This window comes from Spirosoma radiotolerans, assembly GCF_000974425.1.
Taxonomy (GTDB): domain Bacteria; phylum Bacteroidota; class Bacteroidia; order Cytophagales; family Spirosomataceae; genus Spirosoma; species Spirosoma radiotolerans.
In genome coordinates this window covers 2,537,934-2,553,581 of record NZ_CP010429.1, presented here as the reverse complement: position 1 = coordinate 2,553,581, position 15,648 = coordinate 2,537,934, and the positions used below count along the sequence as shown (strand labels likewise).

Genomic DNA, 15,648 nt, shown 5'->3' with positions numbered 1-15,648 from the left:
CTGGTAGCCATCAGGCCGCCATTCTTTGTAAAGAACTCCATAGGCGGAGGAGTGTTAGGAAAGTCTCAAAAAAAGGCAAACTTGCGTTGATCAACTCAGGCGATATGGTTACTAAGTTATGGATACCGATTACCTCTTTTTTAATCACATTACTATACAGTTGGCCCCCGCTAAAACTGGCCTTACCTGCAAGGCCAACCCATTCCCCAATGATCAGACAGCGCCTTTCTGAGTCGGCCGGAGCCAGTAAGAAGAAACAACGCCAAACGTTGTATCAACTGCTTGGCAAACTTCCCGACCGACACAGACCAATCAGCGTTGAGGTTGTTTCTACGCAGGAAACGGATGAACTCATCATTGAAAAGCTTCTTCTGGACATCAATGGCCTTGAGCGTGTACCAGCCTATTTTACGAAGCCTAAAAACAAACCCGGCAAGCTTCCCGTCGTCCTGTTCAACCATTCGCATTTTGGGCAATATGAAGTCGGTAAAGAAGAGTTCGTTCGTGGCAGACCCGAAATGCAGAAACCGCCTTATGCCCTGGCCTTAGCCCGGGCGGGTTATGCCGGGCTGTGTATAGACAGTTGGTGCTTCGGCGAGCGACAGGCTCGAAAGGAAACCGACACCTTTAAAGAAATGATCTGGCAGGGTCAGGTTCTTTGGGGTATGATGGTTTACGACAACCTGCGTGCACTGGATTACCTGGAAACCAGACCCGATATTGATACCCGGCGCATAGGCACGATGGGCATGTCGATGGGGAGTACCATGGCCTGGTGGCTGGCGGCCCTGGACGAGCGCATTAAGGTATGTGTCGATCTGTGCTGCCTGACCGATTATCAGGAACTTATCAAGGCCAATGGGCTGGGCTTGCATGGCATTTATTATTACGTGCCCGACTTACTAAACCATTTCACAACAGCGCAAATCAATGAGCTTATATCTCCTCGTCCGCACTTCAGTCTAGCGGGTCGATTCGACCCACTTACCCCTTTACCGGGACTAATGAAAATTGATCAGGAGCTGAAATTGGCTTACCAAAAAGACGGCGCTCCGTCTGCCTGGCAGCTGCGGATTTACGAGGTAGGCCACCAGGAAACAGCCCCTATGCGAGCGGACATTATGGCTTTTTACGCCAAATGGCTATGATTGATAAGAGACGTTCGTTCCGTTGATCCTTGATTCATAACGGCTCAAGGCCTCTTTCCTACAGTTCATACGGAAAGCCGATGGCCCACATCAGGTACTGACTAGTTTTGTGACCGGTAGACGACAGTAGCTTTACTTTCCCGTCATCACCTCAAACAACTGATGGACACATTATTACTACCTCATTTCACCACCAAGCGATCTGTGCCGGTGGCTTCTATCGAGTACCTGGAAGCCATGGGAAATTACACGACGGTTCACCTGATTGGCAACAAGCCAATGATCGTAGCCATCACCTTAAAGCGCTTCTCCGAACGGTTGCCCGGCTTTCTCCGCATCCATAAGGGAACGCTGGTTAACCCCGATCACATCGTGGCCTACAAAACCCGGTTTACGGTAACGCCTTATGTTCAGCTCTCGAAAGATAGGCAGCTGGCCATTTCCCGCCGACAAACCAAGCGTTTGAAACCACAATTAGCGTCATTCCCGTGGTGTACGGCCAAGATTTGATGCCTAAATCTCTACGGTGCCTTTCTCCATTGTACGGCGGATTGATCAGATAAAACCTTTACTTACCAATAAATCGTTATTACCTAAACGAATGCTCTAATCTAGGTTTCGATGAACGAACCAAATCTGCTGTTTGAATGCCTGACGTATCAACAACAACACTTCCCGCTCAACGACATGCTGTGCGCCAGGGAAGCGGGTCAGTGGCGTCGCTATAGTACGCAGGAAGTGATCAAGCTGGTCAATCAGCTTAGCGCAGGCTTGCTTACGCAGGGCATAACCGACGGCGATGGCACAGCCGAAGGCCGGGACAAAATTGCCATCCTGAGTACAAACCGACCCGAATGGATGCTGGTCGACCTGGCTATTCAACAGACGGGAGCCGTTTCCGTACCTATTTATCCAACGATCAACCCCGTTGAACTTCAATTCATTTTACAGGATGCGGCCGTCAAACTGGTGTTCATCGGGGATGAGACACTAGCCCGAAAAGTGGCCAGTATCCAGCCCAACCTGCCCAACGTACAAGCCATCTTTACCTTCGATCAGGTTCCCAATATACGGCATTGGCGGGAGTTAGTCGTGGACTTAACGCCGGAACTCAACACACAACTGGCCAAGCAACGACAGGCAATAACCCCGGCCGATCTGGTCACAATTTTATACACGTCTGGTACAACGGGTACCCCCAAAGGGGTTATGCTCTCGCACCACAACATCCTGAGCAATGTGTTCAGCAGTTCCATACTGCTAAACGAGGTAGGCATTCAGGGCAAAAAAGCACTTAGCTTTTTACCCCTCAATCATGCCTTCGAGCGAATGGCCACCTACTGCTATATTTACGGGGGAGCCGCTATCTACTACGCCGAAAGCATGGATACGATTGGTGAAAATCTGCGGGATGTTCGGCCTACGCTCTTTACTACCGTCCCCCGCCTGCTCGAAAAAGTCTATGAAGGCATTCTGGCCAAAGGCGCTGAACAGACCGGCATCAAACGTAGCCTGTTCAACTGGGCCTTGAAACTGGCTGAGCGATTTGAACACAATGTGCCCCAATCGCCTGGTTACCGGCTCCAATTGGCAGTGGCGAACCGGCTTGTCTTCAGCAAATGGCGCGAAGCGCTGGGTGGGCAAATCCGCGCCATCATTACCGGAGCAGCCGCCTGCCAGGTACGATTGCTTAACATCTTCGGAGCTGCCCAAATCGTGATTATGGAAGGGTATGGCCTCACGGAAGCGTCGCCGATCATCAGCGGAAACCGCCACAGCGATGCCAACCGGATGTTCGGCACTGTTGGCCCACCGCTCAGGGATGTTGAAATCGCCTTTGCCGACGATGGCGAAATCCGCTGCAAAGGCCCCAACATCATGATGGGTTATTACAAACGCCCCGACCTGACCGCCGAAACCGTCATTGATGGCTGGCTCCATACCGGCGATATCGGTACGCTGGTTGACGGTAAATTTTTGAAGATCACCGACCGAAAGAAAGAACTTTTTAAAACCAGTGGCGGCAAATACGTAGCTCCGCAACCCATTGAGAACAAACTGGTGGAGAGCCGCTGGATCGAGCAGATTATGGTTGTGGGCGAGGGGGAAAAGTTTGTTGGTGCTCTGCTTGTCCCGTCCTTCAAAGCTGTGAAAGAATGGTATGCTCAGCAGGGAAAAACGTATCCGGGCGATGAGGCTGCCGTAACGGATAAAGCGGTTCTGGCGCTATTAACGGAGGAAGTTGAGGGCTATAACCACTTTTTCAATCATGTAGAACAGGTAAAAAAGTTTACGCTCTTGCCTGCAGAATGGACGATCGAGAAAGGCGAGCTAACCCCAACGCTTAAGCTGAAACGAAAAGTAATTCGGGAAAACTACAAAGACCAGATTGCTCGTATTTATGCCAGTTAGGCAGGCTGACTAGTTAGCTACTTGTCATGAAATAGGCTAATGTATCCGATTGGTATACGGGCCTACTCTATGAAATAAAGTGTATCGATTAACTGATTGCATGACAATCCCGCCTAATTGCTAACACCAAATACCTGTTTATTCGTTGATGGACAGACTCAAAAGCTGCTGCCATTCGCGCTCCAACTGCTGAATTTTCGTTGAATAAGGTATGTCATCGCCATCAAAAGCCTGAATGGGCAATTGAATTCGCTGATCGTCATCGATCAGTTCAGCGCTGATAAGTCTGGCACCCGTCGATTGAATGGCATTCATAACGTCGAAAGCAAGTTCCAATCTGGCAAACCACCAGGAAAAACATCTTTTCTGATTATTGACATCAATGATTTCTAATAGGATAAGCATTAGGTGAGAGATTTAGGTTGTTCTCTAAAATTACTTATCCCGCCAGTAAATACATGAGTATATGTACTTATTTAATGCTTCTTTAATTTTGATAGCCACCTGAGCCTCAGGGTAAACAAGCCCAATAGGGTGGATTTGTTGTCTATTTTTCGCTTCAGGACGCCTGACTAATTGGCTACCTTTGTGCATGGATTATTTTAAACACCTGCTCGACTTACTAAAAGCAGAACGAGATGAAGACCGTAATCAGTACCGTAGACTTACCGAAACCACCTCTATAGCCGAACGCAGAGCCAATGGCCTAACCTGGTATCCCATCGCCATTAGAAGTTCAGAAATGAGCCGGGGCGATTATGTAACAGTCGAAGTAGAACGTACGACGCATCAGGATTTGTCGCATCAGTTACGAACGGGTATGCCCGCCCTCTTTTTCAGTAACCACGATCCCAAAACAGATCGGGTGGAGGGAACCATCGCGTACCAAAGCGGCAATCGACTTAAGATCACCATACTGACTGACGAATTACCTGACTGGTCGCGCGATGGTAAGCTGGGCGTCGAAATGCTCTTCGACGATAAGAGTTACGACGAGATGGAGGAGGCTCTTAAAACAGCCAACACGCTGAGTCAGGACGCCAAAAATCGCCTGGTGTCTATTCTAATTGGCCAGTCCTCCCCTACGTTCCATCCCGACGTTCCAAAACCATCCATCCCAAAACTCAATAACAGCCAGTTGAGGGCGGTTGAAAAAATACTGTCGGCTAATGAGTTGGCGATTGTTCACGGTCCTCCCGGTACGGGTAAAACGACCACCCTGGTTCAGGCCATCAAAGCCCTGAATAAACAGGATCATCAAAAAATCCTGGTCGTGGCCCCCAGCAACACGGCGGTCGATCTGTTGAGTGAAAAGTTACACGAAGAAGGCTTGAACGTACTTCGGGTGGGAAATCCGGCCCGCATATCGGATCGGTTGATGGCGCTCACACTGGATCATAAAATGGCGGAACATAGCCTGATGAAAGAGGCTAAAAAGCTCAAAAAGCAGGCCAATGAGTTCAAGAACATGGCGCATAAATACAAGCGCAGTTTTGGCAAAGCCGAGCGCGACCAGCGGAAAGCCTTATTTGATGAGGCTCACCGGATTATGAAAGACGTTGGTAATACCGAGCAGTATATTGTCGATGATCTGATTGCCAAAGCGCAGGTTATTACGGCGACGCTGGTCGGTTCAAATCAGTACATGATTCGTAATCTCAAGTTTCATACGGTTGTCATTGACGAAGCTGGCCAGGCGCTGGAACCGGCTTGCTGGATACCCATTCTGAAAGCGCAGAAACTGGTACTGGCCGGTGATCATTGTCAACTGTCACCCACCATTAAATCGAGCGAAGCTGCCCGTAAAGGGTTAAGCACGACGTTGCTGGAAAAGTGCGTGGCCTTACACCCCGAAGCCGTCACGTTGCTGGAAGAGCAATACCGCATGCACGAGCACATCATGGGGTATTCATCGCAGGTGTTTTACGGCAGTCAGTTGCGGGCGCATGCATCCGTGGCAACCCATTCATTATTCCCGGGCGATGGTGCTTTAGTGTTCATCGATACGGCAGGTTGTGGATTTGAGGAAAAGCTGGAAGGTACAAGTTCAACCAATCCGGATGAGGCTGCTTTTCTGATGAAACACCTTACGCATGTGGTAAGTGAACTGGAACCTTATTATACTCCGGAAACTTTCCCGAGCATTGCAATTATTTCGCCCTACAAGCAACAGCTGAATCTGCTGAATGAACAACTCCTGCATGCTCCTGAGCTGGAGCCATATCGCCCTAAAATAGCCGTCAATACCATCGACAGTTTTCAGGGACAGGAGCGGGATATTGTCTATATCTCCATGACCAGAAGCAACGACCAGGGCGAGATTGGCTTTCTCTCGGATATTCGCCGGATGAACGTAGCCATGACCCGCGCCCGCAAGAAACTGGTGGTCATTGGCGACAGTGCCACCTTGTCGGGGCTTCCGTTCTATGCAGATTTCATCACCTATGCTGAACACCTCCATGCCTATCAGAGTGCCTGGGAATGGATGTAACACTTTAGTTGACCTTAACGAGGTCAATCTTGAAAACCAGGATTGAATTTGCCGGAATTTCCCCCTGCTCCTGCGAACCGTAGGCCAGACTTGGCGGAAGGTAAAGTGTAATGCTACCACCAGGGGCAAGTAAAGGAATGCCTTCCTGCCAGCCAATGATGAGCTGGCTTAAGTTAAAGCTGATGCCCGAAGCACTGTCGAAGGTTTTTCCGTTTGTGAGTTTACCACTGTAGTTAACGGTCACGTTGGAGCAGGCCGTTGGTTTATTTCCCGAACCGGGTGACTCGATGGTATAATAAAACCCACGGTCATCGGCTTTGGCAGGTATGTGATTGGTTTCGATATATTGTTTCAGCGAAGCGGTCTCCTCCTGCGGTGCTTTCGTTGATACGACTGTCTCCGTGCAGGGCTGGTCGGCTTGTTGACAACCGCCAGCAACGAGCGCCCAGAAAAACAGGGCAAATGTGAATTTCTTCATAAACTGTGTTTAGCTGCCCGCGCAACAGGCATGTGTAGCTTTTCTATAGTATAACCCCGGCAACCAAGCCAATAAAGATCAGTACATAAGGCGGAATTTTGGTGTATAAGAGAACCCCAATCGTTAGGACCACCACCACCACTGATGGCCAGTAGGGAGCCATGGGTTCGAAAAGAGCGATGGCAGCCGCTGCCGTAAGGCCGGTGCTGGCCGCATTGATGCCCTCCAGCGACGCCCGCACGACGCGGTAGCGCTTTAACTGCTCCCAAAAGCGGTAAACAAAGAAGATAAGAAATGTGCCGGGCAGGAAAATGCCAGCGGTAGAAATGAAGCTTCCCCAAAACTGGCCGCTCAGACCAGCGTCACGCATGGACAAGGCACCAATGTAAGAAGCAAAGGCGAAAACGGGTCCTGGCACTGCCTGCACCAACCCAAGTCCCGACAAAAACTCCTCCCGAGTCAGGTAGTGTTTGAAAGCAACAAACTCATTATAGAGCATGGGCGTCAGCACCTGCCCCCCGCCAAAAACGAAACTACCGTTCCGGTAGAAGTTCTCGAACAACCGAACGGGTAGCAACTGCGTATAGGCCCCCAATGTGGCAGCGCCAATGAACACCCCAAACCACAGAAAAAAATTAGCCCACTGCACATGCAGGGGCTTTTTCGTCATTCGCTCCTGTTGCTGATACGTCAGGGCGGTTGTCAGCCCACCAACCAGGAGCACAATCGGTGTCATAACCGGCGACCGGAATACGTAAGCCACCACCGCAGCGACAAGGGCTAATGCCAGGCTAATTTTGTTCTTGATAACTTTTTGCCCGATTCGGTAGCCAGCGACCACCATAAACCCAACAGCCATTGGTTGAATGAAGCGGACAAACTGGAGGGACAATTTTTGCTGTTCCAGATAATAGATACCCATTCCGGCGGCCGTCATGATGCTTACGGCGGGCAAGACCCAAATCAGTAGTGTCAGATAGGCAAGGTTGGGTCCACCAATTTTGAACCCGATAGCCGTAATTGTCTGGGTAGAGGTTGGCCCCGGCAATACTTGCCCCAGCGCATTCAGCTCCAGTAGCTCCTCTTCGGTCAGGTAGCGTCGCTTGAGCACGAGCCGCTCATAGAACATGGCCAGGTGAACCTGTGGTCCGCCAAACGTCGTTAGCGCCAAAATCAGCACATCTTTCAGAAAGATGAAAATGCGGATTCGGCGAACGGGCTGAACAGTAGACAGGTAAGGCAGCATAGGTGGCGATTATCTGCGAGGATTGATTGGTCGTACACAATCTTGTGGATGAGCAGGCCCATCAATCCTCACCATGAAGATAGCTACTTTTTGAGACCAAGCTCAATTAACCGTTCATTCAAAAATTCGCCAGCCGTCATATCCACGTATATCTTCGGATGTTGGGCATCAATGCAACTGTCCAGGCTGGTTAGGTCCATCTCAGCGCGCGGATGCATAAAAAACGGAATCGAATACCGCGACTGATTCATTTTCTCCCGGGGCGGGTTCACTACCTGGTGAATCGTCGATTTTAACTTATGGTTGGTGAGCCGGTCGAGCATATCACCAACATTCACAACAACTTGGTCGGGCAGGGCCGTAATACCGATCCACTTTCCGTCGCGCCGGAGTACCTCCAGCCCATCGGCCGATGCGCCCATCAATAACGTTATCAGATTAATATCGCCATGAGGAGCGGCCCGTACGGCGCCGTCAGGCGTTGAGTCAGGGTCAAGTGGAAAGTAGTGTAAGGCCCGCAGAATACTATCGCCATTTCTTACTTTATCATCGAAATACGTCTCGGGGAGTTCCAGATAAAGGGCAATCGCCCGCAGGAGTTGCTTGCCTGCGTTTTCGAGTGTACGATAGGCAACCACGGTCGCTTCGCCGAACTCAGGAAACTCCTCAGGAAGCACGTTGGCAGGCATATCGCCTTCCGGCTCCGGCTGACCGATATGGTAAAACTCTTTCAGATCAGCTACTTTAAATCCTTTTGCCGTTTCTTTCCCCTTCCCGATATAGCCCCGCTGTCCGTTCAATTCCGGGTGTTCGTATTTCTGTTTGAGCGAATCAGGCGATGAGAAAAAGGCTTGTGCCGACTCATAAAGCCGCTTTGTCAACTCAGTGGTCAACCCATGGTTTCGGATAGCAACAAAGCCAATTTGATTAAACGCCCGGCCTAAATCCTGCACAAATTTCGCTTTCCGGTCGGGATCACCGGATGTAAAATCCGCCAAATCCAGCGATGGTATTTCGTTATATAATTCTTCTCCTGCCATGGCATCAACAATTTTCACAAAAGTACGAAAGATTGTTAAATCTGCCGGTGCGTACCTATGCAGAGACGCAACCCTTTGCGTCTCCTGTGCGTCAGCAAAACCATCCGGCACAGGAGACGCAAAGGGTTGCGTCTCTGCATAGGTCACTAAATTACGCCCCGAAATGCTTGCCGACTTTATTCCAATCGACTACATTCCAAAAGGCAGTAACGTATTCCGGGCGCCGGTTCTGGTATTTCAGGTAATAGGCGTGTTCCCAGACATCGAGGCCTAGTACAGGGGTTCCTTTCTTCTCGGCCAGTGCCATCAGTGGGTTGTCCTGGTTTGGCGTCGAAACGATTTCAACGTCATTGCCATTCTTGATCAACCACACCCAACCAGAGCCGAAGCGGCCGGTTGCTGCTTTGCCCCATTCGGTTTTGAAATTATCGAACGACGTGTATTTTTTGTTAATGGCCTCGGCCAGAGCACCCTTTGGCGCCCCACCCGCGTTCGGACCCATGATGTTCCAGAAGAAGGTGTGGTTCCAATGCCCACCCGCATTATTTCGAACGGCCGGTGGCGTCGTGCTGCTCACGCTTTTCACCAACGCGTCAATATCCATCTTCGCCATATCCGTTCCCGCAACGGCTTTGTTGAGGTTGTCAACATACGCTTTGTGGTGTTTATCGTGGTGAATTTCCATGGTCATCTTGTCGATGTGTGGTTCAAGCGCACCTGCGTCATAAGGCAACGGAGCCAGTTTGAACGGCCCTTCGGCCTGAGCTGGTGCAAATCCTAATGAGCGGAAGGCAACTAAACCGGCGGAGGCACCGAAGGCTAGTTTCAAAAACTCGGAGCGATTCATGCGAATGTTGGTTTTTGGGAAAACAAAAAAGCGTCTGAGACCATACTGGTCCTTAAACTGAACAGCCCAGATAGGCGAATGTTCAATAAACCAAAGGTCAGAGACGCAAAGAAAGGAGATTTTTGTATCCGAAATCGAACGGTCCGGCGTTTCGGGCTGGTCGCGGCCTAAAATTAATCCAGCAACCCGGTCAAAACGCCGGACCATCTACTTCATTTCATCAACCATTAATCGTAAGCAATACGGCTTACGATGCTGCGTCCGAGGGTGACTTCATCCGCATATTCGAGGTCGCCCCCAATCGGGATGCCGCGAGCAATGGTCGAGATTTTGAGATTGAATGGTTTGAGTTTTTTCTGAAGGTAAAACGCCGTCGTGTCTCCTTCCATCGTGGGACTGATGGCCAGAATGATTTCGCGGACCTGTTCGCCTTCCTCACCACGCAACCGGGCAATGAGTGAATCAATTTGCAGATCACTTGGACCAATACCTTCTACGGGCGAGATAATGCCACCCAGCACATGATAAAGGCCTTTATACTGTGCCGTATTCTCGATAGCCAGCACGTCGCGGGTGTCCTCGACAACACAAATAATGGATTGATCACGCTTGTTACTGGCGCAAATCATGCATAACTCATGGTCGGATAGGTTATGGCATTTGCGGCAATACTTAACCTTGGTACGCATGGCCGTCAGACTCTGGGCCAGCGTTTCGGTCTGTTCTTCATCCCGTTTGAGCAGGTGCAGCACCAACCGGAGAGCGGTTTTCTTCCCGATTCCTGGCAGCTTCGACACCTCGTTCACTGCGTCTTCTATAAGCTTAGATGGATACTCCATTAATAAAGAGTGAAAGAGCGAATGAGTGAAAGAGCCCAGGAGTGAATAATGAGCTTCGCACCGGCGGCCCGCGCTCTTTCACTCATTTGCTCTTTCACTCTTTAATTCAACACCTCCGCGCTGATGCCGCGTCGGCAGATTTCGTTGCGCATTGGCACAAGTTCTTCCCATGAGCCGTTCTTGACGGAGCATTTGCCTTTATAGTGAATAAGCAGCGTACACTGCTCAGCCTGTTCGGCCGTATGTCCGCAAACGTCAATCAGCGTTTCAATGACATGCTCAAACGTGTTGACTTCGTCGTTGAAGACTACGAGGTTATGGACATCGGTTTCAACAACTTCGTCGAGTACGTCCACACCGGTTTCTTCAAAAGGTTGCATAGGAGATAATATGGTATTTATTTAGCAAATTTACGGCAAAATGGGCACTTTTAAAAACCAGTGCCGTGCTTTAAAAGAACCCGATTTTGGCTTAAAAAGTTGCCTGATTCTCTATGAATACCACCCTCGCTTTAGTCATTCTGATTGCTTATTTCGGGATGCTGATTGCCGTTTCGTTCTACACCGCCCGAGGAGCTGATACCAATGCTTTTTTTACGGCCAACCGGCAGTCGCCCTGGTGGTTAGTTGCTTTTGGCATGATTGGTACGTCGTTGTCGGGCGTCACGTTTATATCCGTACCGGGTGCCGTGGGCAAAATCGGTTTCTCGTATTTTCAGGTGGTGCTGGGCTACATTGTCGGTTACTTTGTCATTGGTTCTGTATTGATGCCGCTCTACTACCGGCTGAACCTGATTTCTATTTACGGGTATCTCGAAAAACGCTTCGGATTCTGGTCGTATAAAGCCGGAGCGGGCTTTTTTTTGCTGGCCCGCACGGTGGGCTCGGCGGTGCGGCTCTATGTTGCCGCTGGCGTCCTTCAGATTGCCCTGTTTACGCCCCTGGGCGTTCCATTTGAGGTTTCTGTCCTCATCACTATCGGCTTAATCTGGATTTACACCTTCAAAGGGGGGGTTAAGACAATTATTGTGACCGACACACTACAGACCGTGTTTCTAGTTACGGCCGTCGTACTAACCATTGTCTTAATTTCGAAAGAATTAGGATTCTCATTCGGCGATCTGGTCCGAACGGTGAAGGACAATTCGATGTCGCAGGTATTTTACTGGGATGCCAACGACCCCAAAAACTTCTTTAAGCAATTTATTTCCGGGGCGTTCATTGCCATTGTCATGACGGGTCTGGATCAGGATTTAATGCAAAAAAACCTGACCTGCAAAAACATTGGCGAAGCGCAGAAAAATATGTTCTGGTTTACGGTTACCCTTGTCTTCGTCAACTTCATGTTTCTGTCGCTCGGCGTGCTTTTGTACGTATATGCCCAACGGGAAGGCATCGCGATTCCTACTCGCACGGATGACCTGTATCCAACGCTCGCCTTAAATCACCTCGGCCTGCTGGTCGGCATTACGTTTTTATTGGGAATTACAGCCGCCACCTACGCCAGTGCCGATTCTGCCCTGACGGCCCTGACGACCTCGTTTTGTGTAGACTTTATGAATGTCGAAAACAGACCGGAAGCCGAGCGCTCCCGTATCAAGCACATCGTTCACATTGGCTTTTCTATCCTGTTCTATGTCGTCATTATTATTTTCCGGCAAGTCAACAGTAAAGAAGTCATTACGGCTGTTTTTGACATCGCGGGCTACACGTATGGCCCACTCCTGGGATTGTATGCCTTTGGCATATTCAGTAAACGCCCGGTTATGGATCGGTTTGTGCCCTGGATTTGCGTGGCCTCGCCCCTGTTAACCTATTATGTCAACGAGCATTCGGCGGCCTGGTTTGGTGGCTACCAGTTTGGGTTCGAGCGGCTGTTGCTGAACGGCTTATTTACCTTTATTGGGCTGTGGGCCGTCTCCAAACCAGTTATCAAAGAAGCAGAGGCTATAGCCGTGTAAACTATTTCTTACGCAGATAAGCCCTCAGCGCCATCGGAGAAGTAACAAATACAACAAAGATTTTCGCGCTTACTTTCTTCCCCCGTATCTTCGTTTACAACCGATCAGCGGTGAACTCAACTTTTTTATGAAGACCAACTCTTTCGTTACATTCCTTCTGGTTATGCTGGCCATACCCGTTGTCAGAGCGCAATTCTGCTTCTCGCCCGAACAGCCGCAGCTTGGGCAAGTGGTATCGTTTACGTACTCGCCCCAAACGACTCCACTGGCTGCCGACAGCACGATTGAAGGGCGCTATGTGCGTTACGGTGCCCCTAATGCCATGCAGTTGAGTCAACCGACAAGTGTAGCGCTGACACGCGTTGGCAATGAGTATGTTGGTCAGTTGGTGCTGCCCAAACGGGAGGTGGCAGGCCTGATGCTTCTTTTCAGGAACAGCAAACAACCCAAACGCGCAGACCTGAACAAAGGGCAGTTGTACGTCATTCCAGTTTGCGATGCCACAGGTCGGCCGGTTCCGCACGCAACCGGCGGGCAAGCTTCTGTATTTACCCGGAGTCATTTTATTTATGAAGCAGGTGCCAAATATGACCCGAACTGGGTGGTGACGCTCTACGAACACGAAATTCTGCAAAACCCAGACCTTCGCCCGCAATACTGGTCAGACCTCCTGGCCGCTCAGGTGAAGCAACGAAAGCCCGGCTACGGTCCGAAAGTAAAAGCAGGCATCGAATCTTACCTGGCCTCCCGCCCAACGCCAACCAGTGCCGAACTGACCACAGCAGCCCAGTTGTATGAAAGCATGGGCGACTTCCCGAAAGCGAACGCCCTGCGCGAACGCCAGAAACTGATCGAGCCAACGGGCTCACTGGTGCAGAAAGACCGGTCCATGGCCATCCGCAATGAGTCGGACTGGACCCGTAAGAAAATAGCCTATCAAGCTTTTCTGACGGAATTCCCTACCTCGTCGTACCTGCCCGCCCTGACGGTGCTGATGACCGATGGTTACTTTAAAAACAACGATATTAAAGGCTTGATCACGTTTGTGGATCAACAGCCTGCATCGCATATTGACGCGCTGATGCTGAATACGATGGCTTTTCAACTGGCCGACGAAAGACGCTCCTTACCCGAAGCTGAAGTGTTGATCAAGCGGGCAATGGATGTGCTGAAAACACAGCCTAAGCCCAAAACGGCGGTGGGAAACTGGGAAACGGAAAAGCAAACCCGGCAACGGCAATTGTTGAACACCTACGCCCGAACGCTGGAACAACAGGGTAAGTACACGGAAGCTTACCCACTTTATCAGGCGTTTATCAACCCCGATGATATCGAGAATAGCGACCCACGGGTTACAGAACGTTATTTTCTTTGCGCCCTGCGGACAAACCATGTGGCCGAAGCCCAGCCGATGGCCGAGGCTGCGGTTCAAATCGGGAAAGCGACGCCTAGTCTTAAAACGGCTCTCCGCGACTGGTACGCCAAACAGCCCGGCAACACCGTTGCCAAAGCGGATGCCTATCTGACCAATCTGGAAGCCGATCTGCGAGCCGACCTACGGGACGAACTTCAGCAACTGCTCATCAACGAACCGGCCCCAGCCTTTTCGCTAACCGATTTGCAGGGCCGAACCATCTCGTCGTCGGCCTTCAAGGGCAAGGTCATTGTGCTGGACTTCTGGGCGACGTGGTGTGTTCCCTGCATAGCTTCCTTTCCGGCCATGCAACAGGCCCAAACGCGGTTTCAGAGCGACCCGAATGTTCGGTTTTTGTTTGTCAACACGCGCGAAGGCGGGCCGGTGCAGCGCGTGCACAACTTCATGAACAAGAATACCTACAATTTCGTCGTGCCGCTCGATACGCAGCAAAAAGTATCGAACGCGTACAAAGTACAGGGCATACCAACTAAAGTTGTCATTGGACCCGATGGCCGTGTTCGCTACCGAACGATCGGTTATTCCGGCAACCCCGAAACAACGGTCAATGAGCTGAGTATGGTGGTGGAGATGCTGAAAGAAGGGAAATAACTCAACGAGTTAACAGCGTCAAGTCAAATGTGAAGCCAGGAAGTACAGGTTCAGCCGTTAGAGTTTGCGTGAACGTAGCGATTGTTTCAACTGGCTGGTCAGGGCGGTACACAAACACTTGCTGGCCTTTCCGATCAATCAACCAGCCCAACTGGCAGCCGTTTTCCCGGTATTCTTCCATCTTATTCTGGAGATAGGTCAGGTCATCGCTGGCCGAACGAAGTTCGATTACAAAATCAGGACAAAGGGGGGCAAATTTTTCCTGTTGTTCTTCCGGAATTGCCTCCCAGCGGTCTTTCTGTATCCAGGCCACATCCGGGGAACGGGTTGCTCCATTAGGCAATTTAAAGCCTGTAGATGAATCGAAAACGTACCCGAATTCATGGTATTTGTTCCAGGCGTATAATTCGCCCACGAGCGTAACATTACGCAAGCCTGTTTTTGAGCCTGTTGGTGACACGATTACTATATTTCCATTTTTATCACGTTCTAATTCGAGCGAATCATTTGCCTGGCAGAATGCAAAGAATTCATCGTCCGTCATCACCTCCAGCTTCTTAAGCACTACCGGAAATTCCAGTTCCATAACGGTTTCTGTTTAGTTAACTATCGGCAAAATACCGTATTTGCGCTAAATTAACAATTCACTTCCAATGACTGTTCGCCTGGCCGCGGCTGCTGATTTACCCGCGCTGATGCACCTCATCCGCCACGTTGTTCCCCTGATGCGTCAATCCGGTAATTTCCAATGGGATGACCACTACCCTAATCATGCCGTATTCGAAGCGGACATTGCCAGGAATCAACTTTGGGTAGCCATTATCGATGGATTACTGGCGGGCGTAGCGGCCATTACAGAGGACCAGGAACCCGAATACGCACAGGTGGGCTTTGACCTGAACCAGCGCGCGATTGTCACTCATCGGCTGGCGGTCGACCCGGCTTTCCGGGGGCGGGGTGTAGCAGCCGCCCTATTGGACCAGGCTGAACAGGTGGCACTGGAACGCGGCATCGCCTATCTGCGAATAGATACGAACTCGGAGAACCAGATTACACAAAAGCTTTTCCCCAAGCTTGGCTATCGATATGCAGGCGAAATCGCCCTTAGTTTCCGGCCAGGACTACGTTTTCTGGCGTACGAAAAGAAGCTATAAAGAAACG

The 15,648-nt window shown here is 50.4% G+C and carries 15 protein-coding genes; 7 read left to right on the top strand and 8 right to left on the bottom strand.

Annotation, left to right across the window (positions count from 1 at the left end):
* Positions 1-209 precede the first annotated feature (209 nt).
* From SD10_RS10320 to SD10_RS10310, 3 genes are all read left to right on the top strand, one after another.
* Positions 210-1,148: a dienelactone hydrolase family protein gene (locus SD10_RS10320; RefSeq protein ID WP_046573733.1), complete on the top strand. Its 939-nt coding sequence runs from the start codon at positions 210-212 to the stop codon at positions 1,146-1,148.
* Between the two features lie 162 nt (positions 1,149-1,310).
* Positions 1,311-1,658, top strand: coding sequence for a LytR/AlgR family response regulator transcription factor (locus SD10_RS10315; RefSeq protein ID WP_046573732.1), 348 nt, complete (start codon positions 1,311-1,313; stop codon positions 1,656-1,658).
* Positions 1,659-1,769: 111 nt separating this feature from the next.
* Positions 1,770-3,560 (top strand): AMP-dependent synthetase/ligase, encoded by a 1,791-nt coding sequence (locus SD10_RS10310; protein ID WP_046573731.1) that lies wholly within the window; start codon positions 1,770-1,772, stop codon positions 3,558-3,560.
* 138 nt (positions 3,561-3,698) lie between these two features.
* Here SD10_RS10310 and SD10_RS10305 read toward each other — a convergent pair whose 3' ends face one another.
* Positions 3,699-3,965, bottom strand: a complete 267-nt coding sequence (locus SD10_RS10305) for a hypothetical protein (protein ID WP_046573730.1) — start codon at positions 3,963-3,965, stop codon at positions 3,699-3,701.
* Between the two features lie 187 nt (positions 3,966-4,152).
* Here SD10_RS10305 and SD10_RS10300 point away from each other — a divergent pair, with 187 nt between their 5' ends.
* Positions 4,153-6,051, top strand: coding sequence for an AAA domain-containing protein (locus tag SD10_RS10300; protein WP_046573729.1), 1,899 nt, complete (start codon positions 4,153-4,155; stop codon positions 6,049-6,051).
* A 4-nt stretch (positions 6,052-6,055) separates the two neighbouring features.
* Here the strand turns inward: SD10_RS10300 and SD10_RS10295 are convergent, their stop codons facing one another.
* From SD10_RS10295 to SD10_RS10270, 6 genes are all read right to left on the bottom strand, one after another.
* A complete protein-coding gene (locus tag SD10_RS10295) occupies positions 6,056-6,529 on the bottom strand; it encodes an FKBP-type peptidyl-prolyl cis-trans isomerase (protein WP_046573728.1) in 474 nt (157 codons plus the stop codon).
* A gap of 43 nt (positions 6,530-6,572) precedes the next feature.
* Complete coding sequence (chrA, locus tag SD10_RS10290) at positions 6,573-7,775, bottom strand: chromate efflux transporter (protein ID WP_046573727.1); 1,203 nt, start codon at positions 7,773-7,775, stop codon at positions 6,573-6,575.
* 83 nt (positions 7,776-7,858) lie between these two features.
* The gene (locus SD10_RS10285; protein WP_046579327.1) at positions 7,859-8,815 is read right to left on the bottom strand and encodes an isopenicillin N synthase family dioxygenase; all 957 of its coding nucleotides are present in this window, start codon (positions 8,813-8,815) and stop codon (positions 7,859-7,861) included.
* Positions 8,816-8,966: 151 nt separating this feature from the next.
* On the bottom strand, positions 8,967-9,662 hold the full coding sequence (locus tag SD10_RS10280) for a superoxide dismutase (protein WP_046579326.1): 696 nt from the start codon (positions 9,660-9,662) through the stop codon (positions 8,967-8,969).
* Between the two features lie 227 nt (positions 9,663-9,889).
* Positions 9,890-10,501: a recombination mediator RecR gene (recR, locus tag SD10_RS10275; RefSeq protein ID WP_046573726.1), complete on the bottom strand. Its 612-nt coding sequence runs from the start codon at positions 10,499-10,501 to the stop codon at positions 9,890-9,892.
* 101 nt (positions 10,502-10,602) lie between these two features.
* Positions 10,603-10,881 (bottom strand): ATP-dependent Clp protease adaptor ClpS, encoded by a 279-nt coding sequence (locus SD10_RS10270; RefSeq protein WP_046573725.1) that lies wholly within the window; start codon positions 10,879-10,881, stop codon positions 10,603-10,605.
* A 113-nt stretch (positions 10,882-10,994) separates the two neighbouring features.
* On the opposite strand from SD10_RS10270, the gene SD10_RS10265 reads away from it, so the two are divergent.
* Both SD10_RS10265 and SD10_RS10260 read left to right on the top strand, forming a co-directional pair.
* The gene (locus tag SD10_RS10265) at positions 10,995-12,461 is read left to right on the top strand and encodes a sodium:solute symporter (protein WP_046573724.1); all 1,467 of its coding nucleotides are present in this window, start codon (positions 10,995-10,997) and stop codon (positions 12,459-12,461) included.
* A gap of 127 nt (positions 12,462-12,588) precedes the next feature.
* Positions 12,589-14,487 carry a TlpA disulfide reductase family protein gene (locus tag SD10_RS10260; RefSeq protein WP_046573723.1) on the top strand — a complete coding sequence of 633 codons (1,899 nt, stop codon included), beginning with the start codon at positions 12,589-12,591 and terminating at the stop codon, positions 14,485-14,487.
* Position 14,488: 1 nt separating this feature from the next.
* Here SD10_RS10260 and SD10_RS10255 read toward each other — a convergent pair whose 3' ends face one another.
* Positions 14,489-15,073 (bottom strand): Uma2 family endonuclease, encoded by a 585-nt coding sequence (locus tag SD10_RS10255; protein ID WP_046573722.1) that lies wholly within the window; start codon positions 15,071-15,073, stop codon positions 14,489-14,491.
* 67 nt (positions 15,074-15,140) lie between these two features.
* Between SD10_RS10255 and SD10_RS10250 the strand changes: the two genes are divergently transcribed.
* On the top strand, positions 15,141-15,641 hold the full coding sequence (locus SD10_RS10250; RefSeq protein WP_046573721.1) for a GNAT family N-acetyltransferase: 501 nt from the start codon (positions 15,141-15,143) through the stop codon (positions 15,639-15,641).
* The last annotated feature ends 7 nt before the right edge of the window (positions 15,642-15,648 follow it).

Coding starts and splice junctions, on each gene's coding strand:
- SD10_RS10320 (WP_046573733.1), top strand. CDS start 210: ATGATCAGACAGCGCCTTTCTGAGTCGGCCGGAGCCAGTAAGAAGAAA.
- SD10_RS10315 (WP_046573732.1), top strand. CDS start 1,311: ATGGACACATTATTACTACCTCATTTCACCACCAAGCGATCTGTGCCG.
- SD10_RS10310 (WP_046573731.1), top strand. CDS start 1,770: ATGAACGAACCAAATCTGCTGTTTGAATGCCTGACGTATCAACAACAA.
- SD10_RS10305 (WP_046573730.1), bottom strand. CDS start 3,965: ATGCTTATCCTATTAGAAATCATTGATGTCAATAATCAGAAAAGATGT.
- SD10_RS10300 (WP_046573729.1), top strand. CDS start 4,153: ATGGATTATTTTAAACACCTGCTCGACTTACTAAAAGCAGAACGAGAT.
- SD10_RS10295 (WP_046573728.1), bottom strand. CDS start 6,529: ATGAAGAAATTCACATTTGCCCTGTTTTTCTGGGCGCTCGTTGCTGGC.
- chrA (WP_046573727.1), bottom strand. CDS start 7,775: ATGCTGCCTTACCTGTCTACTGTTCAGCCCGTTCGCCGAATCCGCATT.
- SD10_RS10285 (WP_046579327.1), bottom strand. CDS start 8,815: ATGGCAGGAGAAGAATTATATAACGAAATACCATCGCTGGATTTGGCG.
- SD10_RS10280 (WP_046579326.1), bottom strand. CDS start 9,662: ATGAATCGCTCCGAGTTTTTGAAACTAGCCTTCGGTGCCTCCGCCGGT.
- recR (WP_046573726.1), bottom strand. CDS start 10,501: ATGGAGTATCCATCTAAGCTTATAGAAGACGCAGTGAACGAGGTGTCG.
- SD10_RS10270 (WP_046573725.1), bottom strand. CDS start 10,881: ATGCAACCTTTTGAAGAAACCGGTGTGGACGTACTCGACGAAGTTGTT.
- SD10_RS10265 (WP_046573724.1), top strand. CDS start 10,995: ATGAATACCACCCTCGCTTTAGTCATTCTGATTGCTTATTTCGGGATG.
- SD10_RS10260 (WP_046573723.1), top strand. CDS start 12,589: ATGAAGACCAACTCTTTCGTTACATTCCTTCTGGTTATGCTGGCCATA.
- SD10_RS10255 (WP_046573722.1), bottom strand. CDS start 15,073: ATGGAACTGGAATTTCCGGTAGTGCTTAAGAAGCTGGAGGTGATGACG.
- SD10_RS10250 (WP_046573721.1), top strand. CDS start 15,141: ATGACTGTTCGCCTGGCCGCGGCTGCTGATTTACCCGCGCTGATGCAC.